24 protein-coding genes are annotated in these 26,955 nt (G+C 57.1%); 10 read left to right on the top strand and 14 right to left on the bottom strand.

Going from position 1 to position 26,955, the window contains the following annotated elements; translation table 11 throughout:
* Nucleotides 1-3: 3 nt before the first annotated feature.
* The 9 genes from coaE (at nt 4) to KYE_RS02855 (ending at nt 10,010) form a co-directional block, all read left to right on the top strand.
* Nucleotides 4-603 carry a dephospho-CoA kinase gene (coaE, locus tag KYE_RS02895; protein WP_008170222.1) on the top strand — a complete coding sequence of 200 codons (600 nt, stop codon included), beginning with the start codon at nt 4-6 and terminating at the stop codon, nt 601-603.
* Complete coding sequence (locus KYE_RS02890; protein ID WP_008170220.1) at nt 596-1,690, top strand: hypothetical protein; 1,095 nt, start codon at nt 596-598, stop codon at nt 1,688-1,690. Before coaE ends, KYE_RS02890 begins: the two co-directional genes overlap by 8 nt.
* Complete coding sequence (gene tsaA / locus KYE_RS02885) at nt 1,690-2,433, top strand: tRNA (N6-threonylcarbamoyladenosine(37)-N6)-methyltransferase TrmO (RefSeq protein WP_008170218.1); 744 nt, start codon at nt 1,690-1,692, stop codon at nt 2,431-2,433. The genes KYE_RS02890 and tsaA overlap by 1 nt, the downstream gene beginning before the upstream one ends.
* Before the next feature lie 43 nt (nt 2,434-2,476).
* The gene (locus KYE_RS02880; protein ID WP_039881809.1) at nt 2,477-4,828 is read left to right on the top strand and encodes a response regulator; all 2,352 of its coding nucleotides are present in this window, start codon (nt 2,477-2,479) and stop codon (nt 4,826-4,828) included.
* A 62-nt stretch (nt 4,829-4,890) separates the two neighbouring features.
* Nucleotides 4,891-5,079, top strand: coding sequence for a DNA gyrase inhibitor YacG (gene yacG, locus KYE_RS02875; protein ID WP_008170214.1), 189 nt, complete (start codon nt 4,891-4,893; stop codon nt 5,077-5,079).
* A 112-nt stretch (nt 5,080-5,191) separates the two neighbouring features.
* Nucleotides 5,192-5,749 carry a YfaZ family outer membrane protein gene (locus KYE_RS02870; RefSeq protein WP_008170212.1) on the top strand — a complete coding sequence of 186 codons (558 nt, stop codon included), beginning with the start codon at nt 5,192-5,194 and terminating at the stop codon, nt 5,747-5,749.
* A gap of 137 nt (nt 5,750-5,886) precedes the next feature.
* Entirely contained in the window at nt 5,887-8,058 is a 2,172-nt protein-coding gene (locus tag KYE_RS02865) for a hypothetical protein (protein ID WP_008170210.1), read from the top strand.
* Nucleotides 8,059-8,147: 89 nt separating this feature from the next.
* Entirely contained in the window at nt 8,148-9,083 is a 936-nt protein-coding gene (locus KYE_RS02860; RefSeq protein WP_008170208.1) for a glucosaminidase domain-containing protein, read from the top strand.
* 12 nt (nt 9,084-9,095) lie between these two features.
* Nucleotides 9,096-10,010, top strand: a complete 915-nt coding sequence (locus KYE_RS02855; protein ID WP_008170205.1) for an acyltransferase — start codon at nt 9,096-9,098, stop codon at nt 10,008-10,010.
* On the opposite strand, the gene KYE_RS02850 is transcribed toward KYE_RS02855, so the two are convergent.
* The 6 genes from KYE_RS02850 to zapE all read right to left on the bottom strand — a co-directional run bounded on the left by KYE_RS02850 (nt 9,976) and on the right by zapE (nt 19,171).
* Nucleotides 9,976-12,678: a LuxR C-terminal-related transcriptional regulator gene (locus tag KYE_RS02850; protein WP_008170203.1), complete on the bottom strand. Its 2,703-nt coding sequence runs from the start codon at nt 12,676-12,678 to the stop codon at nt 9,976-9,978. The two genes, KYE_RS02855 and KYE_RS02850, sit on opposite strands and share 35 nt — an antisense overlap.
* A 213-nt stretch (nt 12,679-12,891) precedes the next feature.
* Nucleotides 12,892-14,253, bottom strand: coding sequence for a DUF1329 domain-containing protein (locus KYE_RS02845; protein WP_008170202.1), 1,362 nt, complete (start codon nt 14,251-14,253; stop codon nt 12,892-12,894).
* Nucleotides 14,254-14,287: 34 nt separating this feature from the next.
* On the bottom strand, nt 14,288-16,180 hold the full coding sequence (locus tag KYE_RS02840; protein ID WP_008170201.1) for a DUF1302 domain-containing protein: 1,893 nt from the start codon (nt 16,178-16,180) through the stop codon (nt 14,288-14,290).
* A 128-nt stretch (nt 16,181-16,308) separates the two neighbouring features.
* A complete protein-coding gene (locus tag KYE_RS02835; RefSeq protein ID WP_008170200.1) occupies nt 16,309-16,521 on the bottom strand; it encodes a hypothetical protein in 213 nt (70 codons plus the stop codon).
* A gap of 283 nt (nt 16,522-16,804) precedes the next feature.
* Complete coding sequence (locus tag KYE_RS02830; protein ID WP_008170199.1) at nt 16,805-17,989, bottom strand: thiolase family protein; 1,185 nt, start codon at nt 17,987-17,989, stop codon at nt 16,805-16,807.
* A gap of 84 nt (nt 17,990-18,073) precedes the next feature.
* Complete coding sequence (gene zapE / locus KYE_RS02825; RefSeq protein ID WP_008170197.1) at nt 18,074-19,171, bottom strand: cell division protein ZapE; 1,098 nt, start codon at nt 19,169-19,171, stop codon at nt 18,074-18,076.
* A 231-nt stretch (nt 19,172-19,402) separates the two neighbouring features.
* Between zapE and KYE_RS02820 the strand changes: the two genes are divergently transcribed.
* A complete protein-coding gene (locus tag KYE_RS02820; protein ID WP_008170195.1) occupies nt 19,403-19,843 on the top strand; it encodes a YhcB family protein in 441 nt (146 codons plus the stop codon).
* Between the two features lie 227 nt (nt 19,844-20,070).
* On the opposite strand, the gene KYE_RS02815 is transcribed toward KYE_RS02820, so the two are convergent.
* From KYE_RS02815 to KYE_RS02780, 8 genes are all read right to left on the bottom strand, one after another.
* The gene (locus tag KYE_RS02815) at nt 20,071-20,814 is read right to left on the bottom strand and encodes a Nif3-like dinuclear metal center hexameric protein (RefSeq protein WP_008170193.1); all 744 of its coding nucleotides are present in this window, start codon (nt 20,812-20,814) and stop codon (nt 20,071-20,073) included.
* A 165-nt stretch (nt 20,815-20,979) separates the two neighbouring features.
* Entirely contained in the window at nt 20,980-22,032 is a 1,053-nt protein-coding gene (hisC, locus tag KYE_RS02810) for a histidinol-phosphate transaminase (protein ID WP_008170190.1), read from the bottom strand.
* Nucleotides 22,033-22,275: 243 nt separating this feature from the next.
* Nucleotides 22,276-23,580 carry a histidinol dehydrogenase gene (gene hisD / locus KYE_RS02805; protein WP_008170186.1) on the bottom strand — a complete coding sequence of 435 codons (1,305 nt, stop codon included), beginning with the start codon at nt 23,578-23,580 and terminating at the stop codon, nt 22,276-22,278.
* A gap of 53 nt (nt 23,581-23,633) precedes the next feature.
* The gene (gene hisG / locus KYE_RS02800) at nt 23,634-24,275 is read right to left on the bottom strand and encodes an ATP phosphoribosyltransferase (protein WP_008170183.1); all 642 of its coding nucleotides are present in this window, start codon (nt 24,273-24,275) and stop codon (nt 23,634-23,636) included.
* A 40-nt stretch (nt 24,276-24,315) separates the two neighbouring features.
* The gene (murA, locus tag KYE_RS02795) at nt 24,316-25,578 is read right to left on the bottom strand and encodes a UDP-N-acetylglucosamine 1-carboxyvinyltransferase (RefSeq protein ID WP_008170181.1); all 1,263 of its coding nucleotides are present in this window, start codon (nt 25,576-25,578) and stop codon (nt 24,316-24,318) included.
* Nucleotides 25,579-25,606: 28 nt separating this feature from the next.
* Nucleotides 25,607-25,849: a BolA family protein gene (locus tag KYE_RS02790; RefSeq protein WP_008170179.1), complete on the bottom strand. Its 243-nt coding sequence runs from the start codon at nt 25,847-25,849 to the stop codon at nt 25,607-25,609.
* A gap of 104 nt (nt 25,850-25,953) precedes the next feature.
* Nucleotides 25,954-26,286, bottom strand: a complete 333-nt coding sequence (locus tag KYE_RS02785; protein WP_008170178.1) for a lipid asymmetry maintenance protein MlaB — start codon at nt 26,284-26,286, stop codon at nt 25,954-25,956.
* Nucleotides 26,283-26,936 carry a phospholipid-binding protein MlaC gene (locus KYE_RS02780; protein ID WP_008170176.1) on the bottom strand — a complete coding sequence of 218 codons (654 nt, stop codon included), beginning with the start codon at nt 26,934-26,936 and terminating at the stop codon, nt 26,283-26,285. Before KYE_RS02780 ends, KYE_RS02785 begins: the two co-directional genes overlap by 4 nt.
* Nucleotides 26,937-26,955 lie beyond the last annotated feature (19 nt).

Raw genomic sequence — 26,955 nt, 5'->3', positions numbered from 1 at the left:
TTCATGAAGATTGTTGGCCTTACCGGCGGGATTGGTTCCGGAAAATCCACTGTGACTCGCTTGTTTGGTGAGCACGGCGTGCACTGGGTGGACGCCGATGACGTTGCCCGTGAGGTGGTTGAGCCGGGAACGCCTGCACTGGAACGGATTTCAGAGCATTTTGGGAAGAACATCCTCACTTCTGAGGGTGCTTTGGATCGGGCGCAGCTTCGTGGGATTGTCTTTGAGAAGCCGGAAGAGCGTGCTTGGCTCGAAAGGCTGCTGCATCCAATCATCCGCGAGGAATTGATTCGCCAGTTGAACCCGGAAAACTACCAGCTTCCCTACGTGCTTCTGGTCTCCCCTCTCCTTCTCGAGACCGACCAGCACGAATTGGTTGACCGCATTATCGTGATCGACGTGCCTGAAGAAACCCAGATTGGGCGCACCATGGCCCGGGATAACAATTCCCGGGAGCAGGTTGAGCGGATCATTGCGGCTCAGATGTCGCGCGAAGATCGGCTGGCGCGGGCGGATGAGGTGATTGATAATGACCGCCCTCTGGATGAAGTAACGCGTCAGGTGCGGGAACTGCATGAAAGGTTGCTGGTGGACTTTGGCTGACTGGTTTTCCCGCTATCGTATGGCAGCCCTTGCGGCTGCACTTTCTCTGACGGTCTCTTCTCCAAGCTACAGCATTGAGCCGGTGTTTGAGGTTCGGGAGCGTTCCGTGGCTGAGATTCTCTCGCCGGGTCAGCTCCCGATCGGGTTCTATACGTTTGAGCCGGACGAATACTGGGCCGATCCCCGGGATTCCTACTGGCTCAAATTCAGCAACTGGGTGCTGCGGCAGGAGCGTCTTCACGGGCAGAAGATCCAGTCGGTTGGCCAATGGGCAGACCGTACCTTATCGGGCAGCGCCCAGAGCCTTCCCAACAACGAGAGCTACCTGCGCATTGGCTTTGCGACAGAATCCGAGTACGGCGATCCGGCACAATTTGAGCCTGAGGCTCGGTTCCGGCTGGATATCCCCACCACTCGTCGGAAACTGCGCCTGGTGATCGAGAGCGAGAGCGAAGACCTGATTCCTCTCGGGGAGCGCCAGCGGGACCGGCAGCTTACGGAGCCCGAGCGTTCCGATACGGAAGCCACAGGTGCACTGCGTTACCTGACCCAGATTGGTGACGCCATCAACTTTTCCAACGACGTGGGTGTGCGCCTGCGACTTCCTCCAGACGCGTTCTGGCGGGCAACGGCTGAGAAACGTTGGCGGCTGGACGACAAGTGGATTCTGAACGCTCAGCAACGGTTCTATTATTTTCATCAGGATGGCTGGGGCGAGCGAACCTGGATTGGCGTTGGGCGCCCGGTGGGCAATGACTGGTATTTTCGCTCGTCTTCAGAACTGGAGTGGGTGCACAACGACAAGGAATTTGTTGCGGCTCAGATATTCAGCATGCGTAAGCGCATGAATAACCGCTTGATTGTAACGCCCCGGCTGGGTGTGCTTGGGGAAAGCAAACCTTCCTGGCGCACCACATCAGCATTCGGCGATCTCACGTTCCGCTACCGTCTACACAGCAACTGGCTCTATGCGGAGCTGATTCCAGCACTGGAATTCCCCCGGGAGGAGAGCTTTAAAGACCGAGCTTCTGTGGTATTTCGGGTGGAAATGTTTTTCTCCGGTATCATTGAGGATGATCGTTTGTAATGCCAAGACACCCCTCGAAACCCGCGGCCGAGGCCCTTACTCTCACGCCTATCGCCATTACCCGTTCATGCTTTCAGGACAAGTTCGGGGTGCCTCGCCAGCCGGGGTTGACCCGTCATGCCCGGGCCGAACTGATCATCCAGCCACCGTTTGACCGGGAAGATGCCTTCCGTGGGCTGGAGACCGCCAGCCACCTTTGGCTGACCTTTCAGTTTCACGAGGCGGTGCGGGCAGACTGGCGGCCCGTGGTGCGCCCTCCCCGGCTGGGCGGCAATCGCAAGATGGGTGTGTTTGCCAGCCGGTCTCCGTTTCGCCCAAACAGCCTCGGCCTTTCGGTCGTTCGCAATGAGGGATTGGTGCGCAAAGATGGACAGCTCATTCTCCGCATCAGTGATCATGACCTCATCGAGGGCACACCTATACTGGATATCAAACCCTACCTGCCATTCGCCGATTCAGTTCCTGAAGCGACATTGGGCTGGGCAGACTCGCCACCCACGGAAAAACTCGACGTGGTTTTTCTGCCGGAAGCGGAGGCCCAGATTGGCAAGCTGTCACCCGAAGAGTATCCGGAACTGCGGCCGCTGATCGAGGATGTGGTGGCTTACGATCCACGCCCCTCCTTTCGCAGAGGACGGGAAGAAGAGCGCATTTACGGTGCGCATCTGTACGATTTGAACGTGCGATTCCGATTCGTGAATGATCATTCACGGAAACGTGTCGAAGTGCTGACGGTCTGTTAAACTGCTTTTGGTGATTTTGTAGTCGACACAGGGAATATGTGCCTTGCCTTCAAAGCGGTTCTTCAAACGATTGGGAATACGACCACTGGCGGCAAGGTTGCTCGCCTACGTATTGCTGTTCAGCCTTTTTCTGTCTCTGGTGGCAACGGGCGTTCAGCTGATCGGAGAATTCGAGCGGCGCAAGAACGATCTGCTGAATGACCAGACACGGGCCGCGGAGTTGGTTTCCGGAAGCATGAGCAACAACATCTGGCTCATGAATTTCAGCGAGGTGGCCAACAGCCTGGATGATATGAAAGCAGTGCCCGCTGTCCAGTACGGGCGGGTGGTGACCAGCACCGGCGAAACCTTCAGCACCGGTACTTACCCTGAGGGCCGGGTCATATCGCAAACCTTTCCACTGGTTTTCGACCGCTCCAACAACCGCAGTCCTGAAAACGTTGGCACGCTCACCGTCACCTCCTCCATCGACCAGATCTACACAGACCTGCGTAACCGCGCGTTCCTGAACCTTTTGTTTCAATCCATTGTTGTCATGCTGGGCACCCTGGGCTTGCTGGTGATCGTTCGTTTAACGCTGACCCGGCATCTGGAATCTATGGCCGATTACGCCGCCCGGCTGAATCTCGACGCGCTGGTAGACCCGCTGGAGCTCAAGCGCAAACCCCGAAAAACACCAGATGAACTCTCGGAGCTGGAGCAGGCCCTTAACAAGATGCGCCTGCAGATCCTAGAGGACACCCGCTCTCTGCGCCAAACCACGATCCAGTCCCAGGGTGAACGGGACGAGGCAGTTCGCGCCAACCACGCCAAGAACCAGTTCCTCGCGAATGTCAGCCACGAACTGCGCATTCCGCTGCAGTCGGTGCTGGGCTACGCCAACCTGCTTACCGATACGCCGCTGGATCAGGAGCAGCGGGAATACGTGCTGACCCTGTTGAGCGCCTCGGAAAGCCTCTCGGCCATCATCAACGACCTGCTGGATATCTCCAGCATGGAAGCGGGCAAACTGGTACTTGAAGACATCCCCTTTGACCTTCGGGAAACCCTCAATGATCTGGTGCACATGCTTGGCTCTCGCGCCCGGGAGAAAGGCCTCGCACTGGAACTTCGGATCGACGAAAACCTGCCCTGGGCCCTGAAGGGGGACCCGGTTCGCATTCGCCAGATATTGTTGAACCTTACGTCCAACGCCATCAAGTTTACCGATTCCGGCCATGTGCTGATCAGTATCGAGGTGTTGGGCCGTCGGGATGACAAGGCTCGCCTTCGCATTGCCGTGGAAGACACCGGCGTGGGCATCAACCCGGAAGATGTTCCCCTGGTTTACGAGCCCTACGTGCAGCTTGGCCAACAGTTCCAGCGTCAACTGCCCGGTGCAGGCCTTGGCCTCACCATCTGCCGTCAACTGGTGGGCCTGATGGACGGGTCGATGGATCTCGAAAGCCGCCCCGGTGAGGGCTCGACCTTCTGGATGGAACTGACTCTGCCCGTGGCCCCGGAGAACGCCGCCCGGGTTCGGCCGGACACCCGGATGGTGAAGAATCGCAGGATTCTGGTTGTGGATTCCTATGAGCTGTCCCGCAAGATCACACTGGAAATGCTGTCCCGGCACGAGGTGCACATTGAGGCGGTGAAGTCCGCCGGCGAAGCACTAACGTCCCTGCGCACGGCGTTCGATGGCCAGCAGCCGTTCGACGCGATCATTCTGGATGGCTTTGTGCCGGATATGGACAGCGACCTGCTGTGCCGGCAGATCCGTAGCAACCCGCTCTGGTCAGATATGCGCCTGCTGATCCTGTCGTCCAACCCGCAACGGGGCGACGCTGAACATTTTCGCCAGGCCGGTGCAGATGCCTTCCTGAGCAAATCTCTGCGAGAGTCCTGCCTGACCCCCATCCTAAACCAGTTGTTTGCCGATGCAGCCAAAGAAGAACGGCGCTTCCTGACCCGATTCTCGCTTCAGGCCACCACCGATACCGCCCGGCGCCGGGAGCTTCCCTGCGGCCGAATGAAGGTGTTGTTGGTGGAAGACAACCCTGTGAACCGCACCCTGACCCGTCGACTGCTGGAGAAACTCGGTTGCGACGTGATGACCGCCAACGATGGCGAGGCCGCGGCCAGCCTCTGGCAGTGGCACCCGTTCGATCTGGTGTTCATGGATTGTGTGATGCCCCGTGTGGATGGCTTTGAAGCCACCCGACGCCTGCGGGAATGGGAGAAAACCCACAACCGCGTGCGCATCCCGGTGGTCGCGCTGACCGCCAGTGCCATGGAAGAAGACGAGGAACGCTGCCGCCGATGCGGTATGGATTCGTTTGTTGCCAAGCCTGTCAATATTGAAATGCTGCGGGCAGTACTGGAACAATATTGTCAGGCGTCTGCTGCCTCCTGAGACCGGCTTACCGAACTACAGGCACAGACATCCAGACACGTTTCCGATACCCGAAGGCAACCATGAACGTTGAATGCCCAACCTGTAAAAAGTCCGTGGAATGGACCGAGACCAATCCCTGGCGCCCTTTCTGCTCCGAGCGTTGCAAACTGATCGATCTGGGGGCCTGGGCCAACGAGGAATACCGGGTACCCGCTGAGAACGCATCACCAGAAGATCTGGACCAGGGCGGCGAGACCACCCGGCACTGATCTGCGAAAAATGAAAGTTAACGGGGACTTACTGGCATTTAAGTTGAGTGGTCCGGTGCGTCCCGTTAACATACCGCCAATTCTGCTAAAAACGTAACGAAGGTGCACAACTATGAAAGCGTCCCGGATTTCCCTGATGGTTCTCTCACTGGCTGCCGCGCCTGCCTTCGCAGGTGACGTGGATCTTAGCCTTACAAACGACTCGGTGAAGGGCCAGGTAAACTTCTTCGGCACCAACAACGATATCCAGCTTGGCACCGGTTACACCTACCGCGAAGGTGGCCGCGATATTTTCAACGTTGATTTCCATGCCCAGGGCCGCACGGCAATCGGCAACCTGCCCACCACAGCCGGCATCGGCATGAGGGGTATCTATTGGGATCAAAGCCGCGCCGATGGCGGTGCTGTCGGTCTTGGCGGTTTTGCGACCGTCAATATCCCGGATGTCCCTGGCCTGTCGTTCACCGGTGGCCTGCACTACGCCCCCAGCATTCTCTCGTTTGGCGATTCCGATGATATGACCAGCCTTGAGCTGCGTGGTAGCTATCGGGTTATCCGCAACGCCGAGATTTTCGCCGGCTATCGCTATCTGAACACCGATATCGAGAACTCCTCACGAGACGTCAATCTCGATGAAGGCGTTATGGCGGGCATGAAGATTTTCTTCTGATTCCTGCCTTTTCTGAAACGGGCCCGGTGGGGCCCGTTTCGTGTTCCCTCCATAACCCTTTCGTGCTTTTCCTCACGCTTTCCCGAGAATCCCACTGTTAGACTGTTTGCCTGTATTTTCTGCACGGATAGCCAGGCATGCGATTCACACTCGGTTTATTGCTCTCTTCGACTCTATTACTCACCGCCGGATGTGGTGGCGGTGACGATGCCATTGAGGGGGCGGCTAGTCAGCCCAATGACTTCGCAGGCAACAAGAACCCGGTGGACGATTTCAGCTCCGGCAACACCGGCGATTCCACCAACACCGGGGGCCTCGCCAGCAACGAAGTCCGGGTAACCATGGAAGTACCGGGTGGTGTCACCAGCGACGGCGAGCCTACCCGCCGCAACCTGAGAATCGTGCAACCGGACAGGGTGAGTGTTTACTACACCAACCCGGCCTTGCAGAACCTGGGCGAGCCTCCCATTTCCAGCCGCACCGACAGCGAAGGTTTCACCATTATCGAATTCACAGAAGGCCTGCCCCTTGGACCGGATGTGATTATCGATGCCAGTTATGGCAACACCCGGATGCGAGCCCTGGCGGCCGATGCAGACCGGGATGTGAAGGTGAATCCTTTTTCCGAATATCTGGTGCGTAACACGCTCAGCAGCTATACGGCCGGTGAGTTCCAGACCATTCTGGATTGCGTTGCCGATGAAGGCGGCGAGCTATGCCTGAACAAGTATGTTTGGTCGACCCTCGCCGATCAGGTCCACGACTTTGAAATTGAGATTCCATCCAATGTTGGCCTCGGCGGTGCCCTGGATATTCTCGAAGATCGGGGAGACTTTGCCCGTTACGTGAGCGCAATGGCCGACTACGCGGTGCTCGATGAGACGTCCTCGGGAAAGATCAGCGCCAGTTCCGCAGACTACAATTCGGTATTTCTGGGTATCGAGCTGGGGCAGACCTTTCTCGAGTCTACCCTGAGCGGGTCCGGACAATGGGGTGTTCGAACGGCCCAGGAAGAGGTGCTGACCGATGATAATGGCACCGGCTATGTTTATCCGGCTCTGACCCTGACCAGCTTTGATGCCTTCAACATCCGAGTGACCTCTCTGGCCAACGATATCCCATACGATCGCGAGGCTCTGATTCACCAGGCGGGAAACAACTTCTTCGTGCGGGGCTCCGAATACTGGGAACGGAATACCCACTCCTCATCACCTGGAGCAGCCACGTTGTTGGAAGGCACCCGCCTGCTGGCAGGCCGGGCCCTGTATCAGAGCATTACCGGCCGGGGCAGCTCGAAAATTATTGGCTGGACTCGCAATCCCTACTACCTGGACGCCTTCACAAGCGCGCCTGAGGATGAAACCACTGGGCCCGACCGGGTGATCAGCGGCTATTTCAGCGCTGGCAAAGCTATCGAGCTGGAAGCAGACGGCGACCAGTTGCGGCGGCTGGGTACTCTGGAGGATCAGTATCTGTCGGTTCTTGAGGTCAACCTCCTCAGGAAGGAGGGATTCGACGCAGACAGTCTGAATGGCCGCGACTACAACATGCTGTATCTTGGAACCCGATTCAGCGATGAGACAACGCCTCTCACCATTGAAGCAGGCGTTGGCCAATGGCAGATTTCTGGCGGCACAGTGAACCAATCCCAGAGCTTTACGTCATTACAACGAGACAGTTCAGGCGCTGTCACGACGGACTCCACCGGTACCCGAACAGAATCCTGGACCCTGAGCAACCGAACCTCGCGGCTCAGCAACGGGGATGTGGATATCGGACGACTGAACCTGGACATCACCACCGCTTCCGGTGATTTCCAGCGGCCAGATATTGGGGTCGGTGCCAGCACCCCGGATGGCACCCTGATGGCATTCAACCTGGACGATGGTCCGCTTGGAGACGGTATCCTGATTGCGGCGGAACAAACCGCGAACACCGCACCGGCTGCGGGACAGTTCAGGCTTCAGGGCGTGGCCCTGGCCCTGACATCGCAGACGAACCGCCTCCGACATTTTGACAATGCCCTGCTGACCATCGAATCCTCAAGCTCGGCAACACTCTCGCCGACTTCGCTGACCAGCACCCATTCCGTTGATGACGAGACCGTGACAAAACCTGCGCTGGAGAGCCTGGCGGACATCGACCTGGCGCTCAGCCAACTGGGCGACGGGAGGGTAGAGTTCACCTCAGGCAACCTTGTGCTTGAGGGTTTTCACACCGCCAGTCAGGACCAGTTCTATTTGCGTTTCCGATCCACAGGGGGTGGTGAGGAACAGATCGGTTTGCTTGTTGCAACACGACTGCCCTGACGGCAGTGGCATCCGACAAAACCCAACTGGCAAACGCTCTCGTATAACCTGTTATAATCATTGCTATATCGATTGAAACGAGAGGTTTTATGTCTGCGGGTAAACGGGCCGTCATACTGATGCTCCCCCTGATTGCATTTGCGATCGGCGGTGGCTTTTATACGCCACAGGCCAGTATTGACCGGATCAACTCCGATAACACAGGCTCCGAACCCGCACTGTCTTCTCTGCCTCCGCTCCCGAGCTGGGCCAACGACGACCTGCCGGATTTTTCTCAGTATCAGGACACCACAGAGAAGAAGGCCGCGTTCTTCTCGTTTCTCTACCCACGGATTGTTCTGGCCAACTCACGGATTCTGATTGAGCGAGACTACCTGGATAGCCTAGCTGCGAAGGAGACATTGACCAGCAAGGAGTATGATTGGCTGGCCCAACAGTCTGAGCGATTAAGAGTGGATGCCGAGCCCGGCAGCGACGAGCAGTTTGCCCTGCTACGCAAGCGTCTCGATGTGATTCCTCCGTCTCTGATCCTGGCACAGGCCGCCAACGAATCCGCCTGGGGCACCTCCCGGTTTGCCACGAAAGGTAATAACCTTTTTGGCCAGTGGTGCTTTTCGAAAGGCTGCGGACTTGTTCCCCGCGGCCGAGCAGAGGGCGCGAGCCATGAGGTGGCCAAGTTCTCCTCACCCTACCGCTCGGTTCGTGCGTACATACAGAACCTGAATCGCCACCCGACCTATCAGTTGTTGCGAGACGTCCGCCTCGAAGACCGCCGTGATAATGCCCCTCTCTCAGGCCTGGAGCTTGCAGAGGGTCTGCTTGGCTACTCCGAGCGCGGAGAAGAATACATTGAAGAGATCCGGGCAATGATTCACTACAACAACCTGGAGTTTTACGACGACGATTTCCGCAGCGTGGTTAGAAACCTCGAACCCGGCAGCCTCGAACAGCTGGCTTCTACCGAAGCGGAAACCGGTTTGCTACCCCGCCAATCATCACTGAAAACCAACCCGGCTGAAGGTTAGAGACCCTACCCCATGCTCGATTTTCTCCCCGCGCCGCTGAAGGGGACTTTGGCGGCCCTGCTCATCCTGTGTAACACGTTGGTGCTGATTCCGTTTCTCCTCGCAGTCGCCCTGCTTAAACTCGTTCTGCCCATTACCGCCGTACGAAAGGGCTGCACGGTGATCCTCAACACCATCGCGTGGGTCTGGATTGGCTTCAACAATCTGCTGATGGAACTTCTGCACAAGGTCGACTGGGATGTGCGGGGCGTGGAAAATCTCAGCCGGAAGCACTGGTATTTTGTCACCTGCAACCATCAAAGCTGGGCCGACATTCCCGCCATTCAGTACGTACTGAACAGCCGGATTCCCCTGCTGAAGTTCTTCCTGAAGAAACAGCTGATCTGGGTGCCGTTTCTGGGGGTTGCCTGGTGGGCGCTGGATTTTCCGTTCATGCATCGCCACACCAAGGAACAGATTGCCAAACGCCCTGAGCTCAAGGGAAAGGATGTAGCGGCCACCCAGGCTGCCTGCGAGAAGTTTCGCTACACCCCGGTAACGATCTTCAACTTCATGGAAGGCACCCGTTTTACACCCGAGAAGCATGATCGCCAGAATTCACCCTACAAGCACCTCTTGAAACCGAGAGCAGGCGGAACGGCTTTTGTACTGGACGCGATGGGCGACATGATTCACACAATGCTGGATGTCACGATCGTGTATCCCGAAGGCAGGGCCGGCTTTTGGGATTACCTTTGCGGGCGAATCCGAAGGATTATTATTGACGTTCGGACGCGGGAAATTCCAGGCGAGTTTCTGGGAATGGATTACGAAAACAACCGGGAGACCCGGATTGCGTTCCAGCGCTGGGTGAGCCAGATTTGGGCCGAAAAAGATGCGCGAATCGATGAGCTTAAAGCAGCCCAAGCTCCCGGGCCCGGACAATAGCCTGGGTTCGGGATTTCACTTCCAGCTTGGCATTGATTCGACGCGCGTGGGTTTTCACCGTGTGCAGGGAAATATGCAGCTTGTCAGCTATTTCCTGGTTTGAAAGCCCTTTTGCAATCAGCTCAAGCACGCCCTGCTCCCGCTCACTGATGGGCTCCGCCAGGGTGTCCAGGGTACCCGCGACCTCACGCAGCTCGAACACCTCGCCCAGCGCCTCTTTAAACGCACTCTCGGGAAGCTGACCAAAGCCCTTCGTCATTAGCTCCTGCAATTCGTTCCTGAGCTCCCGGAAAGGACTGATGAAATGCTCTGCAGCAGCCTCATTGACGACGGTAGACAGAATCTTCAGGGCAACCACCGGTCCCTTTTCATCCAGAACGATCACAGCCTCAAGCAAGCGCATGTGGAGCTCTACGCCCCATGGAATGGCTCCCTCATATCGTTCACGGATACCCTGGAGTGTTTCCCGGGCTTTTATCAGATCACCGCGGGCCAGGTCGACCCGAACCTGAAGGCAGTCCAGCAAGCCCGGCATCATGGGGAAAAGCTCCGGTACGCAGCCCGCTTCCCGGTAAGGAGCAAGCTTTCGAACCGCCTGATCGGCACTGTCGATCTGATTCTGCGACAACCAGCAGTTGGCTTTCAGGGCCTCGAGAACAGGTACGAACAGGGATTCGTCGACTTGCCAGGAATGCATGGTACGCTCGGCCCGACCAATCCAGACAAACGCATCCTCCAATCGCCCCTGGGCCCGACACATCAAGACACGAATGGTCATCGCCAGCAGCAGTCCAAGATCCCTGGTCTGTTCAGCATGTCGCCCACAGGTGACCAACAGGCGATCTGCTTCCGCTTCACGGCCCTGATGCCAAAGCACAAGCACCAGATTCAGTTGCAGGCGGGTTTCACCAATCCGGGCAGGACGCGAGAGCTCCTGCATGGCGGTATCGAGACCGGTGCGCAACAATTGCTCTGCATGTTTCAGGGCGCCTTTGCCCAGTTCGATCCGGGCATGGGCATAAACCGCCAGTGCTTCCGAACCGGAATCGCCCGCTTCTCTTGCCAGTCTCGACGCAGCCCGGTTTGCTTCCCGGGCCTCCGGGAATCGACCCGCGGCGCACAATGCACTGGAACGGACCATCTGCGTGACAAGCTGGCCCTGAGTACTGAGTTCCCCGTCAGCCAGGGCCTCATCAGCCATGTCCAAAGCCGGCCCAACACTGCCCTCGCCCCGCAGGATAAACGCTTTCAAGGCACGAATCCGTGCAGCCTGCTCCTGTCGGTCGGTCACAGCCAGACCATCAATCAGCGCTCGAGCCTGGCGGAACTGGCCGCCAATTGCATGAACCCAGCTATAGACAATTCTGAGACGCACGCTTCGTTCCAGGAGCTGGGCCGGCAGACTCTTTCGAAGGCGCAGGAGCGATGCGGTATCCTGACCCAACAGCAAAGCCTCTGATCCCTCAGCGGCTATGCGGATGACTTCCTCGGCATCTCCAGACAGTAGCGCGTATTTCAATGCTTCCGGGAACTGGTCGCGCACGCCAAACCATCGGCTCGCCTGCAGCATCCGCTCCGAATAACCGGCCATTACGGGCGACTTCAGCCATTCCTGCAACAACGGGTTTACACGGAACCAGCGACCACGGCCCGGCATCGGCTTCAGGGGCAGCCCCCGCTCGGCAGCCTGAGAGGGAACAAAGCCAGCTTCAGGCAGGAGTCGCTCAAGCGCCAGGAACAGTTCATCGGAGCACAGTTCAAGTTCTGCAATACCCCGCATGGACCGCATCTGCCCCGGGGTCAGATTGCCAAGCACCGACTCCTTCAAAAACCTTTCAACGCTCGGTGTTTCCTGAATGGGTTTGCGCTCGATATTCTGAGCAACCTCCCGACGATACAGCGCCAACGGCGTCGCCCAGCCCTCGGTCATATAGTAGAGGTTATCGACAGCAACGCTGGTGAGTTCGCTCTTCGTCGTGGCGGACCGGAAAAACTCGAAGGTTTCTGAACGGGAAAACTCAAGCGTTTCAGACCCGATGCGGGTGAAACGGTTTTCCAGCTCGAGGCTGTGCGTTTCGAAAGGTAGCGCCTTACGGGAGATAAGAATGATGGACGAACCACTCGGAAATTCCATCACCAGCTGTTGAAGCAGGTCCACTACGGCGGGATTGCTGAGATTTTGGAGGTTGTCGAGCACCAGGACCCGTGGCTGGCCGGAACCCTCTCGCGCCAAAGCGACCTGCATCATCGAAAGGGTATCCGAGAAGGTGGCGCCGCTCTGGAGCCCCTGCTCCGGGGTTTCAGGCAGATCCAGGGCAATGGCAAGCAAGGTCAGGAAGCGGGATGGTGCATTATCCTGGGAGTTCAGCGTAATCCAGCGGACTTGATCGGCAGCCATTTGAGCGCTGACGAGGCCGCTGACCACAGCGTGGGATTTGCCGTAACCACAGGGCGCCTCCAGAAAAAGAACACCTCTGGAAGTCAGTGCTTCGGAAATCCTGGTATCAAGCTTTGGCCGAACCATTGAATCGGACGGAACCGGGGGAATATGAACCCGTTGTCTGAGCAGGTCCCTGATTAACTCGCCCCGTTGAAGACCACTGTTCGCTGACTGGAATTCGTCGTTGGCTGCACAGCCATCATTGAATGGTTTCACGCACTGCCCCATTTAGCTCCGGCTCGCACTGCCTTGCACCGCCGGAAAAGTGGATCTTGCACTGACTTTTCAATGGCGACCGACATCGGGTACGCCTTTAGTATGATAAGAAGGTTAAACCAATTGAGGGGTGGGCTGCAAAATTTTGACGTGAAAGGGTTTTCCAGGGTGTAAAAAAAACGGCGGGCCGTGAGGCCCGCCGTTTTTTGGTCTTCTGTAGAACCCTTACCGGGTACCGGCGCGGCGCAATGCGGCCGGCGTGTAATCCCTGGAGCGGCGCTCAACGCCAAACTCATACGGATTCTCTTCCTCGTTGGTCAGACCAAGCGCGAGGTAGCGGCCAGAGAGCAGGTCGTACAGCGTCTCTATGGCGTACCAGGGCACGTTCTGATCGTAGAACTGCATATTGTGGGCTTCTGCAACACGCCAGAGTTCGCCACGGCCGTCGTAGTGATCAATGACAGATGCCTGCCAGGAGTCTTCATCAATGTAGAAGTCACGCTGGGCATAGATGTGGCGGGCCCCTTCTTTCAGGGTTGCGCGAACATGCCATACACGGTGCAGCTCGTAGCGAGTGTAATCCTGATTGATATGACCAGCCTGAATGATCTGGTCATAGCTAAGGCTGCGATCGGTCAGCTTGTAGGAGTTGTACGGAATGTACATTTCCTTCTTGCCAACCAGCTCCCAGTTGTAGCGGTCCGGAGCACCGTTGAACATGTCGAAATTATCCGAGGTACGCATACCGTCAGACGCGGTACCCGGTCCGTCATACGCTACCTGAGGTGCCCGACGAACCCGACGCTGACCGGCGTTGTAAACCCACGCACGGCGAGGCTCGGCAACCTGGTCGATGGTCTCGTGTACCAGCAGTACGTTACCGGCGAGACGTGCCGGAGCGGTAATGGCCTGCTTGAAGTAAAACAGAACGTTCGCATCCTCGTCCGGATTGTAATCCGAGAGGTAGGTACGCCAGGTAAGCTCGTCCTGGAATTTCACAACAGAGAAATCACCAGCTTCAGTCGGCGTCACCTGACCAACGGTACGCTGTACAGAACCACCTCTGTAACGGGTAATGTGGTTCCAGATTGCCTCCAGACCATTCTGGGGAATCGGGAACGGGGTGGCAGACTGATAGTTGCCCAGACCGTTACCGTCCTTGATCAGCTCAACCGTGGTCGCGTTTTCAACGGTCTGCTCCATGACCTCTTCAGGATAAGCAGCAGTACGATGGGTTTCGTACACCGGCATGAAGTAGTCATCGTAGCGCTCGATCATAGCCACCTGGCCAGGGGACAGGTTGTCTTTGTACTGCTCGACGTTGTTCTGATCGATGGTGAACTTGGGCTGCTCATCCGCGAACGGATTCACGTAGATGCCGTCATTATTGTAGCCGGGAGGCGGCGTTGTCAGACCACCGGTCCAGGGGGGAATGGCACCGCCGTTACCGGCTTTTTCTGCACCCATCGGTGTCAGCGAGTTACCCAGCTTGGCCGCTTCTTCAGCAGAAACCGCACCCCAGGCCTGGCCGGCAAACATGCTCGCTGCCAGAACGCCTGTGGCCAGTAGTTTCTTGTTTAGTTTCATTTAAATTCCCTCGTTCAACGAATACTTTCCGGGTTCAGAATGAGTATGAAACGCTAGCACTCACGAAATCGCGGTCAGTCAACTCGTTATACGGCTTGCCGCCGAAAAAGTTTGTGTAACCGATGTTGCCGGTAATCTTGTTCTGGTAAACCGCCTGCAGAGACAGACCGATAGCCTTGCTGCCTTCGTTGAAAGCACCGCCCGGCTGCGGGCTGTAACCCTCAACATCGTGGCTCCAGGCCAGCTGCGGTGACAGGTTAACACCGGCCACGGCGTCCAGGTAATCCCAAACCAGACGGGTACGGTAACCCCACGAGAAGTCGGTTGTGAAGCCTTCGTTGTTACAGTAGTTGGTGTTGATGTTGGCACCACCGTCGGAACAGATGTCGATTGGGCCGAACGGGAGAGTACCAATACCGAAGGTGCCTGAACGACCGTAACGAGCTTCGTCGTAATCCGGCAGGTCATGCACATAAGTTGCACCGAACTCCGTGATCAAAGACAGCCGACTGGCGCCCATTACCTGATCGAAGAACTTGATCAGCGTAAACTGAGCCTGGGACACATTGAAACGATCGTATCCGGCGACCGGCTTGCCAGCCAGGTTTGCACCCGGATTTTCTGCAAGACGCTGCGCTTCCAGCTTACTAAGTGGGTCACCTGCTGGATCACGCTGCTGCAAGCCACCAAAGATCAATTCAAAAGCGTTCCACTGCAAAGGCACGTTGTCGCGGAAGCTGTATTCAGCGCCCAGCGACCAGCCACCGGGTGTGGTGGTGTTGATGCTGATGCCGTACAGGTTGATGTTCTCCGGGTACTCGATGAAGTAGCTCGGGAAGCTGGAGAACGGCAGGCTCGGATCGTTCTGCTGCGTCGAAGTCGGGCTGGATGGGTTGTTCACCAGACCACTGACGTATGGCAGACGACTGTTGTACTTGATGTAGTAGAAACCCAGCTCTGAGTCATTCAGCTCAGGTACATACCAGCGCACGGCCACACCAAACTGGTCTTTGGAATCCGCTTCCTGGTCTCCAATCCGAGGCGCGATGAAGCCCTGTGCAAAGGCCTGGGAATCCGGTAGCTGGCCAGCGAGAAGTACCGGGCCGCAACCATCAGCTGCGAAATCGTTGGTGGAGAAGAAGGTACCACAGTCGTCCGGACGAACCGGCTCCCAGTCTGCCTGTACGAAGGTCTCAACGGTGACGTTCTCTGTGATACCCGCAGACATGTAGAACATCTCGACCGGGAGAAGCGCGTCTTTCAGTTCAGAGCCCGGCGCCCGGAAGGCGGGAACATCCACCGGGTTGATGACGTTGATGCCGCCCGGGATAAAGGTGCTCTCGCCCCAGCTCACAACCTGCTTGCCGTAGCGAAGGCTGACCGGAACATTACCGAAATACCAGTCAGAGAAAATGTAGGCGTCGAGGATTTCACCACCGGAAGCATTATCTTTCGCGTCTGGATTCAGCTCACGCTGCTGGCCGACAAAATCAACGGCGCGGTTCTCGTCTTTCAACTCGAAGTCATACCAGTAACGCCCACGAAGCAGGCCGCCCACGCGTGTAAGGTAGGGGTTGTCAACGTAGTAGTTCAGGTAAAGTTCACTGTTACCCTTGACGATCTTGGAGTAAGTATCGCCACTCTCGAAGTTGAGGTTGCCGTCGTCATAGTTGTTCGTAGAGGAACCAATATTGGCAAGGGAGCCACCTGGGGCATACTCGGGGCCAAGGTTACCCTGCGCGATCAGACGCTTATCTCTATCCTCGACCCGCCAACCTGCACCCGCAGACAGCGTGGTGTTGAACTGGGCTTCCACATCACCCACATAAAACGAATAGGCGGCTGCGTGACCGGACATCCCGGCTGCAACTGCCACGGCCAGCGGTAATTTGGTCCAACGCTGCCATTGATGTGTTTTTCTTGTCATTGGAAGGCTACTCCATTGTTGTTCTGAGTCGCTGCTCTGATTATTGGTGTTCACGATGTATTGGAGGCTTCATGCACAGTGCTCGTGATGTTGGCACTATAGCTAACGCCTTCGGGCGCTTTGATCAGTCAAAAGTATGATTTTGCTATCATCCCCCTGTAAACGCCGTTTGCCGCCGGGTTTCGTCGCACAGAATCACTATAGACAACAAAATTAGATGCAACCACTTTGGTTTTGGTGGTTTTTTTCGCTTTAAACTTGGGAGCAAGCACTGCCGCCGGGGTGAGCCTTCCGGGAACCGCTACGAGCACATCCATGTGCGCTTGTTTCGGGCCATCCATGGCCCTCTACATTCCCGGAAGGCTCACCCCGACGTCAGCGCCCATAGTTCCGATGTAATCTGCGACTCAGATGTCACCAGATTCACGACAAAAGGAAGCTTCGGCACCAGTGCCTCGAAAAGCCTTCTCGTATTGTCAGGGGCAAGGGGCGGTCGTCTTTCTGAAACTGTCGGCAGCATGGATGCTGCCGTCAAGCCTACAGGGACGTATTCACGGCGTGTTTCAGAAAGACGACCGCCCCTTGCCCAACAACCGAAGCAAAAGAGCTATCCAGGATTCTTGCTTAAAGCATCTCAATCGCCATGGCCGTAGCCTCGCCGCCACCGATGCAAAGAGCTGCAATGCCCTTCTTTTTGCCGTAACGCTGAAGAGCGTACATGAGGGTGACAAGCAGGCGAGAGCCGGTGGAGCCGACGGGGTGACCCTGCGCGCAGGCGCCGCCGTGGATGTTGACTTTCTCGGGGTCCAGGCCTAGTTCGCGGATGGGCATCATGGCGACCATGGCGAAGGCTTCGTTGATTTCGAAGAGGTCGACGTCGTCTTTACTCCAGCCGGTTTTGCCAAACAGGGTTTCAATGGCGCCAACCGGGGCGCAGGTGAACTCGGACGGATGCTGGGACTGGGTGCTGTGGCCGACGATGCGGGCCAGCGGCTTGAGGCCGCGTTTTTCAGCCTCGGACTCGCGCATCAGCAGCAACGCAGAAGCGCCGTCTGAGATCGAAGAGGCGTTTGCCGCTGTGACGGTGCCATCTTTAGCGAAGGCCGGGCGGAGGCTCGGGATCTTGTCGATGTTGGCGTTGTGGGGCTGCTCGTCGTCCTCAACGACCACCTCGCCTTTTCGGCTTTTCACGGTTACCGGAATGATCTCGTCTTTCAGCAGGCCTTCCTCAATGGCTTTTTTGGCCCGAGTGAGGGAGGTGATGGCGTATTCATCCATTTCTTCCCGGGTGTAGCCTTTCTTGTCCGCCATTTCCTGGGCAAAGGCACCCATCAGGCGACCGGTTTCGGCGTCTTCGAGGCCGTCCAGGAACATATGATCCTGGGGTGCCTGGCCCGGTCCCATGCGGTAGCCGCTGCGGACGCCCTGCAGAATATAGGGGGCGTTGGACATGCTCTCCATACCACCAGCTACCATGATGTCATTGCTGCCGGCTTTGATCAGATCATGGGCGAACATGGCGGCTTTCATGCCGGAGCCGCAGAGCTTATTGATGGTGGTAGCTCCAGTGTGATCCGGCAGGCCGGCCTTGCGCATAGCCTGGCGGGCCGGGCCCTGTTTTAGGCCGGCAGGCAGGACGTTGCCCATGATGACTTCCTGCACATCCGCAGGCTTCAGACCGGCGCGTTTTACGGCCTCGGCGATGGTGATCGCTCCAAGATCGGTTGCGCTGACACTGGCCAGGCTACCCTGGAATCCACCCATGGGGGTACGAACCCCGCTTACGATAACGACGTTGTCTGTGCTCATTTCTGAATCTCTCTGTTGGTTGTCTGGCAGGTTCTTGTCGGATTGCGCTGTGCTGATCCGACCTACGCAGGGCTGTTTTCTTTTTTATGGTTTGTGCGGTGCTTCAAGGTATTCCCGGGACTGCATTTCCAGCAGTCGAGATTCGGTGCGCTCGAATTCGAAGCCGAGGCGGCCGCCGGTGTAAAGCTCTGTGATAGGTGCCGCCGCCGAGATGATGACTTTAACGTTGCGGTCGTAAAATTCGTCAATCATGTTAATGAACCGGCGCGCCTGATCGTCTTTTTCTTTGCCCAGGACGGGCACGTTGCTGACGATGATGGCGTGGAACTGCCTGGCCATCTCGATGTAATCGTTCTGGCTTCGTGGGCCGTCGCAGACGTCTTTGAAATCGAACCAGACCACGTCGTCTGCGTGCGCCTGGGCCGGAATTTTACGGCCGTTGATTTCCATGGATTTGCTGTGTTTGCCGGCCTCAACCGCCAAAGCATCGAAACTTTTGCGCAGGCTGACGTCCGCATCTTCATCAAGAGGCGAGTGGAACAGTTCCGCCTGCTCGAGCGTCCGCAACCGGTAGTCTACGCCGCCATCAACGTTAACCACATCGGTGTGCTTTTTGACGAGCTTAATAGCGGGCAGAAACCGGGCGCGCTGGAGACCATCTTTGTAAAGACCATCCGGCACAATGTTGGAGGTACACACCAGGGTGACGCCGCGGCTGAATAAACCATCCATGAGAGTGGCGAGGATCATAGCGTCGCCAATGTCGGACACAAAAAACTCGTCGAAACAGATAACCCGGGTTTCATCGGCAAACTTCTTGGACACCAGCTCCAAAGGGTTTTTCTCGCCCTTGAGCGATTTGAGTTCGCTGTGGACACGCTGCATGAAACGGTGGAAGTGAACCCGCATCTTGCGATCAAAAGGCAGCGACTCGTAGAAGGTGTCCATCAGGTAGGTTTTGCCGCGACCTACCCCGCCCCAGAAATACAGGCCCTTGACCGGCTCTTCCTTGCCTTTTTTGAGCTTGCGGAAAAGTTTGGCCTTGGGCTTGCTGCGATCCCTTTCGGCTTCAACCAGTTTGTCGTAAAGTGACTGAAGGCGCTTGACCGCATCTTCCTGGGCAGAGTCCTTCTGGAAATCCGGGCGTTCAAGATCCTTCTGGTAACGTTGCCAAGGGGTCATGGTCGCACTGGTTTCGGAGGACATCGCAGCTGTCATCAAGGTATTCCCGGAAGTTGATCGTAAATTTGGGCGCCATATTGTCTCGCATTTGGCGATTTTTCGCCACGTTGGCCGCCTGGGCAGCAATACGACGATTGGCGCAGGCCACAATCATGGGATGATGGAGCCTGGGGCGTTATACTCGTCGAACAGGGGCTTGGCTCACTTCTAGGTAAAAGGACGACACAGCATATGACAAACCTGATTCTGGCAGCGATTGCCGCATTGGTTGTTGGCATTGTCATCGGGGTATTTGTTGGCCGTTCCGGGCAGGGAACGTCGCTTCGGCAGCGCCGGGCGGAACAGCAGATTGAGGAACTGAGAAGCGAATATACCCGCTACCAGGCCCAGGTGAACGAGCATTTCATGGAGTCGGCCCATTTGCTGCGCCGCTTCAACGATGCCTACCGCGACGTGAACCAGCATATGGCACGCGGCGCCAACCGTCTTTGCAATGACGAAGACTGGATGGAGGAGTTGGCGCAGGAGACTTCCAAGAAGCGCCTGGAAGAGGTTCGCGAGGACGCTTCCGAGCCGCCGCGGGATTATGCGCCCAAGACAGATCCTAAGGATTCCGGCACGCTTGCTGAGGACTTTGGGCTCAAGAAGGGTGATAAGGCTCAGCAGGCCTGAGTTCTTTTTTGCTCTCGCGGAAGCTTGGGAGTTTAGTCTCGACAAGACTGCCAAGCTTGGGCAGGGACCGGGGTAGTCACCCCTTTCCGAGAACCGCTACGAGCACATCCATGTGCGCTTGACGTCGGCCATCCTTGGCCGCCGACATTCTCGGAAAGGGGTGACTACCCCGCTCCATCAACTCTGTGCAATTCGCTTCAAGCCTTCGTCTGACCGCCTATTCGCGATCAGACCGGGTTGTCACAATCAATGAATTTGTGGGTTACCCCAAACTCCTCCACTAGCGCTTTTCCGAGAGCCTGAACGCCGTAGCGTTCGGTCGCGTGGTGTCCGGCAGCGTAATAATGAATGCCGCACTCCCTTGCCGTATGCGTCGTCGGCTCGGAGATTTCACCGCTGATGTAGGCATCCAGGCCAGCGTCCAGAGCAGTGTTAATAAACCCCTGTGCAGCACCGGTGCACCAACCTACCCGCTTGATCGCAGCCGGACCCTCGCCAACCCAGAGCGGTTCACGGTGAAGCTGTCTGGCGATGTGAAGACCGAATTTCTCTGGAGACATCGCTTCTTCCAGCTCACCCTCCCAGACCAGACCGCCGAGCGGGCGTGGATTCTTGATGTTGAGAATACTTGCAAGCTGACGATTGTTGCCGTATTCCGGGTGGTCATCCAGCGGGAGGTGGTAGGCGACAAGATTGATATCGTTGTCGAGAAGCTGTTTCAAGCGTTCTCGTTTCATGCCCTGGATTCGCTGGTCCTCACCTTTCCAGAAGTAACCGTGGTGGACGAGGATCATATCTGCGTTTGCTTCAATAGCGGCTTCGATGAGAGCTTTTGAGGCAGTTACGCCAGAAATGACAGTATTAATTTCGGACGTGCCTTCAACCTGCAGGCCATTCGGACAGTAATCCTGGAAATTCTCTGGCTGCAGCCATACGCCGATTTTTTTAAGGATGTCGTTTCGTTCAGCCATCAGTAATCGCTCCGGACTATTTCTGAGAAGTTCGACGAGCGAAGCAGGCACCCCTTTTCGGGAATGTCGGCGGCCAAGGATGGCCGACGTCAAGCGCACATGGATGTGCTCGTAGCGGTTCCCGAAAAGGGGTGCCTGCCTCGCGCTGCCCGCTAGCTCCAAAGGCTAGAGTGATTCGAGCCCAGCAATCAAAGCATCGTTCTGATCAACAGTGCCGATGGTGATGCGCAGGAACTCGCTGATTCGGGGCTTGTTGAAGTGCCGAACGATAATGCCCTGCTCACGAAGGCTCTTCGCCAAAACCTCACCCGGCTGCTCTTTGTGACGCGCAAAGATAAAGTTTGCCTTTGAGGGTAACACCTCAAAACCCAGCCCCTCGAGAGCAGACGTTACCCGCTCTCGCTCGGAGATCACGCCATCGCAGCACTTCCGGAACCAGGCCTCATCCTCGTAGGCTGCTTTCGCACCGGCCAGGGCCAGGCGGTCCAGCGGATAGCTGTTGAAGCTGTTCTTCACCCGGTTCAGGGCCTCGATCAGGTCCGGATGACCGACAGCGAAGCCTACGCGCAACCCCGCCAGCGAGCGGGCCTTGGAGAGCGTTTGGGAGACCAGCAGGTTCGGGTATTTGTCGACCAGGGTGATTGCCGACTCGCCGCCGAAATCAATGTAGGCCTCATCCACCACCACGACGCGGTCGGGGTTGGCCACCAGGATCTCTTCAACATGCTGCAACTCGAGATACCGACCGGTTGGCGCGTTCGGATTCGGGAAAATCACGCCGCCGTTGGGTTGCTTGAAGTCCTCCGGGTTGATTTCAAAGCTTTCTGTCAGCGGTACTTTTTTGCTCTCGATGTTATAGAGGCCACAGTAAACCGGATAGAAGCTGTAGGTGATGTCCGGGAACAGGATCGGTTCGCCGTGCTGAAACAGACCGAAGAAGATGTGTGCGAGGACTTCATCGGAGCCGTTGCCGAGGAAGATCTGTTCCGGCTTTATCTTGTGGTAAGCCGCAATGGTCTCGCGCAGGCTTTCGCCTTCCGGATCGGGATAGAGGCGCAAGCCGTCGTTCAGTTCGGCCTGGATGGCTTCGATGACTTTTGGTGAGGGGCCGAAGGGGTTTTCGTTGGTGTTCAGCTTCACCAGGTTGGCCATTTTTGGCTGTTCGCCTGGGACGTATGGAACCAGGTCGTTTACCAGGGGGCTCCAGAATTTGCTCATCGATTATGCACTCCATTTGGTGCAGACGGGCGACAGGCAGGTCACTCTCCGAGAACCGCTACGAGCACCCGCAAGCGGGTCCGGCCAGCAATCTCAGATTGCTGTCGTGTGGCTATCGCATGAAGCTCCGCTTCATCATCGCTCTGCCACACCCATGTGCGCTTGGCGTCGGCCATCCATGGCCGCCGACATTCTCGGAGAGTGACCTCCCCGCCGCCCTGCATACATAGGGGGTGAAGTCTTTTAATCTTTAATACGATATTCCGCCGACCGGGCGTGTGCCGTTAAGCCCTCGCCACGGGCCAGAACCGAGGCCACACGTCCCATGCGGTCAGCACCGGCAGCGCTGAAGCCGATGATGGAGGACCGCTTCTGGAAGTCATAGACGCCCAGGGGTGAAGAGAACCGTGCGGTGCCGCTGGTGGGCAGCACGTGGTTCGGACCGGCGCAGTAGTCACCCAGGGCTTCGGCGGTGTAGCGGCCCATGAAGATGGCGCCGGCGTGGCGAATGTCATCGAGCATGGCCTCTGGGTCTTCAACCGACAGCTCCAGGTGTTCCGGGGCGATGCGGTTGGACACTTCGGCGGCTTGTTTCAGGTCGGTGACATGGATCAACGCGGCGCGGTCAGTCATGGAGGTGCGGATGATGTCGGCACGTTCCATGGTTGGAAGCAGGTTGTTGATACTGGCTTCGACAGCGTCGAGGAATTCAGCATCCGGGCTGATCAGGATGGACTGGGCCTGTTCGTCGTGTTCTGCCTGGGAGAAGAGATCCATGGCGATCCAGTCGGGATCGGTCTTTCCGTCACTGATCACGAGAATTTCCGAGGGCCCGGCAATCATGTCGATGCCGACGACGCCAAACACTTCACGCTTTGCGGTGGCAACAAAGATATTACCGGGGCCGACGATTTTATCGACGGCCGGAATGGTTTCTGTACCGTAGGCCAGCGCGCCAACAGCCTGGGCGCCCCCAACGGTGAATACGCGGTCAACGCCGGCAATCGCTGCCGAGGCCAATACCATGTCGTTCACCACACCATCCGGCGTTGGAACGACCATCACCACTTCACTGACGCCGGCGACCTTTGCCGGAATAGCGTTCATGAGCACGGATGAAGGGTAAGCAGCCTTGCCGCCGGGCACATACAAGCCCGCCCGGTCCAATGGCGTTACCTTCTGGCCAAGCACGGTTCCGTCTTCGTCCTCATACTGCCAGGACTTCTGGTTCTGGCGTTCGTGGTAGTCGCGAATTCGCTCAGCCGCTTTTTCAAGGGCAACCCGCTGGTCCTGGGGAATCGCGTCGAGGGCCTGCTGCAAACGGCTTTGATCCATTTCCAACTCGGCGACGGACCCAACCTTCAGGCGATCGAATTTCTCGGTAAATTCCAGAACCGCCTGGTCACCCCGGGTTTTCACCTCATGCAGGATATGGCGCACCGACTCGTTCACCTGATGATCAACGCTGTCGTCCCAGGCCAAAAGTTTGGCCAACGCATCATTAAAGTCACTTTGGGAAGCGTTCAATCGGGTGATCTTGGCGGTCATAACTCAAATCCTGTATGGGATTAACGACTAACTGACTCTGGCCGGCCCTGACATCAGGTCCGGCGTTTATCCACAGCTGCGGACATCTTTTCGATTATGGGGTTAATACGCTCGTGTTTCATCTTCATGGAGGCACGATTGACCACCAGCCGGCTGCTGATGTGTTCAATCAGTTCCCGGGCCTCGAGGCCGTTCGCCTTCAGCGTGTTGCCGGTGTCGACAATGTCGACGATCTCGTCGGCCAGCCCGAGAATCGGAGCCAGCTCCATGGCACCGTATAACTTAATAATGTCTGCCTGACGGCCCTGGGCCGAGTAATATCGGCGGGCCAGGTTTACAAATTTTGTTGCCACCTTGATACGACCGGATGGCGGAGTCTGATCTTTTGGGCCGGCGGTCATAAGGCGACACCGGGAAATGTTCAGATCCAGTGGCTCATACAGCCCTTCCCCACCATGCTCCATCAGCACGTCCTTGCCGGTCACACCAAGGTCCGCCCCGCCGTACTGAACATAGGTCGGCACGTCGGTGGCCCGGATGATCAATACCCGCACATGGGGATCCGTTGTCGGGAACACCAGTTTGCGCGACTTTTTGACGTCGTCGATCAGCTCAATGCCCGCTTCTGCGAGCAGCGGCAGGGTCTCTTCCAGGATTCGTCCCTTCGACAAGGCGATGGTTATGGAATCTGTCATGGATTCTTCCGGTTTCCCGTAGTGTCTGGATAGATGTCTTTCACGCTGGCAGGCGGCGGATGGTGGCACCCAGCAACTGCAGTTTCTCTTCGATACACTCGTACCCGCGGTCTATGTGATAGATGCGATCTACGATGGTATCGCCGTCGGCCATGAGGCCGGCGATGACAAGGCTTGCCGAGGCCCTGAGGTCCGTGGCCATAACCGGCGCGCCGGTGAGGTGGTCCACACCCTTGATGATCGCGGCATTGCCCTCAAGCGTGATATCCGCACCCATGCGGATCAGTTCCTGAAGGTGCATAAACCGGTTCTCGAATACGGTTTCCACAATGGTACCGGTGCCTTCGGCCACGGCGTTCATTGCAGCGAACTGCGCCTGCATGTCGGTCGGGAAGGCCGGATATGGCGCTGTACGCAGGCTAACCGCCTTCGGGCGATTACCCTTCATGTCCAGTTCAATCCAGTCCGGGCCGGTGTTGATGTGGGCGCCGGCCTCTTCAAGCTTGAGCACAACAGCTTCCAGCAGGTCTTCCCGGGTATCCTTCAGTTTTACCCTACCGCCGGTTGCAGCCGCAGCGACGAGATAGGTACCGGTTTCAACACGGTCTGGCAGCACGTTGTAATGGCAACCGTGCAGGCGCTCAACACCGTTGATTTCGATGGTGGCGGTACCGTGACCTTTGATGTCTGCGCCCATGGCGATCAGACACTCGGCGAGGTCAACAACCTCCGGCTCGCGGGCCGCGTTTTCCAGGATGGTTTTTCCGTCGGCCAGGGCCGCGGCCATCATCAGGTTTTCGGTGCCGGTTACGGTGACGATATCCAGGAAGATGTGCGCGCCTTTCAGACGACCGTTGGTCTTGGCCTTGATGTAGCCATTCTCGACCTTGATGTCCGCGCCCATCATTTCCAGGCCATGGATGTGCAGGTTCACCGGGCGACTGCCGATCGCACAACCGCCGGGCAGGGATACTTCTGCTTCGCCGAAGTGAGCCACCAGCGGACCCAGCACCAGAATGGAGGCCCGCATGGTTTTCACCAGCTCGTAAGGGGCATGGAAGTGTTTGATGGTGTTGGCATGGATTTCCACGCTCATTTTCTCATCAATGATCACTTCAACACCCATGCGACCCAGCAGCTCGATCATGGTGGTTACGTCGTGCAGGTGCGGTAGATTGCCTACGGTTACCGGCTCATCCGCCAGCAGAGTGGCTGCCAGGATCGGCAGTGCGGCGTTCTTGGCACCGGAAATCCGGATTTCACCATCCAGAGGCTTGCGGCCTCTGATCAGAAGTTTATCCACAATAAATATCCTGTTTTGTCCGGGCCGTTCAGCCCTGGCGCTCAGCCCATTCGGCCGGAGTAAATGCTTTTGGATGAAGGGCGTGAATCGAGCCATCCATGATCTGCTGGAACAGCGCCTTGTTGATCAACTGCTGGCGCTTGATAGTCGGCAGGCCTTCGAATACGTCACCCACCACGACGACCAGGTAATGGGTACCATCAACCTGAACCTGAACTTCACAGCCGGGCAACGCTTCTTTGACCAGCTCGGTGACTTGGGCGGCATCCATAGACAATCCTCGGGTGTTTTGAAATCAGGGGCGAGATTGTAACCAATTCCGGCGCTCGGGTCAGCTTTAGCATCCGGTCAAGAAAGGGAGCGAGGCCGGAATAATCAGTGGGCGGGATGGACGGCTTCCGGACCAAACCCCTCAAGCTGATCATCAAGATTGCTCAGGGCTGCCAGCGAGGCCAGACGGCGGCTGACGCCACGAAACGAAAGGGCAACGCCTGCCTGATGCGCCAGGCGCTGCCAGCAGAGCAGCATGGAGAGAACAGCACTGTGGGCCGTCACCAGTCCATCGAGGTCGACGACCAGATCGACAGAAGCCAAACGGATCAGCTTCTCACCCTGCTTTCTCAAGCCGACCACGGTGTCTGTGTTCACTTCACCGGTCACGACAAGCACGCCGTCCAGGAGCTGAACCACAGGCGAGCCGCTGGTCATGATTGGTTGACTTCCTGATCGAGGTTCAGACTTTCAACAGCGTCGCTCCACCCATCAATCACCGCCTGGATCTGGCCACGGTTTTCTTCCATTTCCTGGCCGAATCGATCCCGGAAAGCCAGGCCTATGTTGACGCCCTCAACAATGACGTTTTCCATCAACCACTTGCCTTCCGCCGTCTTGTACATCGAATAGGTCACCGGGTAGCGATTACCGGAGGCACTGATCACTTCCATCTGCACAGAGGCTCGATCGTCACTCTGGGGGTTGATGGTCGCCTCCTTGACCTGGATCTCGAAATTCTCGGCATTAACCAGCGCCTGGGCGTAGCTGTCAAACAGACTGCGCTTGAACTTGGCCACGAACTCGTCTCGTTGCTCAGGCGTCGTTTGGCGTGCGTAACGGCCCATCACCCTGGCAGCGATGCGGCGGAAGTCGACAAAATCGGTCAGAGCCTCATCCATGCTTTTATAAAAAGCCTCTGGATCCCGCTCGTAGAGTCCGCGCTCCTCGTTCAGCTTGTCCACGAGCCGCTGGGTGTTGGCATCCACATACTTGCGAAGCTCCTCCGCTTCACTCGCCTGGGTCGGCGCGACCAGAGCCAGGGCCATGAAGAGGCCGATCAGAATGTGGTGTCTCAGTGCAAACATCAGGATCTCCTGTTTGATC

This window comes from Marinobacter manganoxydans MnI7-9 (assembly GCF_000235625.1).
GTDB classification, from domain to species: domain Bacteria; phylum Pseudomonadota; class Gammaproteobacteria; order Pseudomonadales; family Oleiphilaceae; genus Marinobacter; species Marinobacter manganoxydans.
This window is presented reverse-complemented; position numbering and strand designations above follow the sequence as displayed.

Excerpts from the sequence above, each read along its gene's own strand:
- KYE_RS02865 (WP_008170210.1), top strand. The coding sequence starts at position 5,887 with ATGCGATTCACACTCGGTTTATTGCTCTCTTCGACTCTATTACTCACC.
- KYE_RS02830 (WP_008170199.1), bottom strand. The coding sequence starts at position 17,989 with ATGAGCACAGACAACGTCGTTATCGTAAGCGGGGTTCGTACCCCCATG.
- hisC (WP_008170190.1), bottom strand. The coding sequence starts at position 22,032 with ATGAGCAAATTCTGGAGCCCCCTGGTAAACGACCTGGTTCCATACGTC.
- KYE_RS02855 (WP_008170205.1), top strand. The coding sequence starts at position 9,096 with ATGCTCGATTTTCTCCCCGCGCCGCTGAAGGGGACTTTGGCGGCCCTG.
- KYE_RS02790 (WP_008170179.1), bottom strand. The coding sequence starts at position 25,849 with ATGGATGCCGCCCAAGTCACCGAGCTGGTCAAAGAAGCGTTGCCCGGC.
- zapE (WP_008170197.1), bottom strand. The coding sequence starts at position 19,171 with ATGACCCCTTGGCAACGTTACCAGAAGGATCTTGAACGCCCGGATTTC.
- KYE_RS02815 (WP_008170193.1), bottom strand. The coding sequence starts at position 20,814 with ATGGCTGAACGAAACGACATCCTTAAAAAAATCGGCGTATGGCTGCAG.
- hisD (WP_008170186.1), bottom strand. The coding sequence starts at position 23,580 with ATGACCGCCAAGATCACCCGATTGAACGCTTCCCAAAGTGACTTTAAT.
- KYE_RS02870 (WP_008170212.1), top strand. The coding sequence starts at position 5,192 with ATGAAAGCGTCCCGGATTTCCCTGATGGTTCTCTCACTGGCTGCCGCG.
- KYE_RS02835 (WP_008170200.1), bottom strand. The coding sequence starts at position 16,521 with ATGGATGGCCCGAAACAAGCGCACATGGATGTGCTCGTAGCGGTTCCC.
- KYE_RS02850 (WP_008170203.1), bottom strand. The coding sequence starts at position 12,678 with ATGGGGCAGTGCGTGAAACCATTCAATGATGGCTGTGCAGCCAACGAC.
- tsaA (WP_008170218.1), top strand. The coding sequence starts at position 1,690 with ATGCCAAGACACCCCTCGAAACCCGCGGCCGAGGCCCTTACTCTCACG.
- hisG (WP_008170183.1), bottom strand. The coding sequence starts at position 24,275 with ATGACAGATTCCATAACCATCGCCTTGTCGAAGGGACGAATCCTGGAA.
- coaE (WP_008170222.1), top strand. The coding sequence starts at position 4 with ATGAAGATTGTTGGCCTTACCGGCGGGATTGGTTCCGGAAAATCCACT.
- KYE_RS02780 (WP_008170176.1), bottom strand. The coding sequence starts at position 26,936 with ATGTTTGCACTGAGACACCACATTCTGATCGGCCTCTTCATGGCCCTG.
- KYE_RS02860 (WP_008170208.1), top strand. The coding sequence starts at position 8,148 with ATGTCTGCGGGTAAACGGGCCGTCATACTGATGCTCCCCCTGATTGCA.
- KYE_RS02840 (WP_008170201.1), bottom strand. The coding sequence starts at position 16,180 with ATGACAAGAAAAACACATCAATGGCAGCGTTGGACCAAATTACCGCTG.
- KYE_RS02785 (WP_008170178.1), bottom strand. The coding sequence starts at position 26,286 with ATGACCAGCGGCTCGCCTGTGGTTCAGCTCCTGGACGGCGTGCTTGTC.
- yacG (WP_008170214.1), top strand. The coding sequence starts at position 4,891 with ATGAACGTTGAATGCCCAACCTGTAAAAAGTCCGTGGAATGGACCGAG.
- KYE_RS02845 (WP_008170202.1), bottom strand. The coding sequence starts at position 14,253 with ATGAAACTAAACAAGAAACTACTGGCCACAGGCGTTCTGGCAGCGAGC.
- KYE_RS02820 (WP_008170195.1), top strand. The coding sequence starts at position 19,403 with ATGACAAACCTGATTCTGGCAGCGATTGCCGCATTGGTTGTTGGCATT.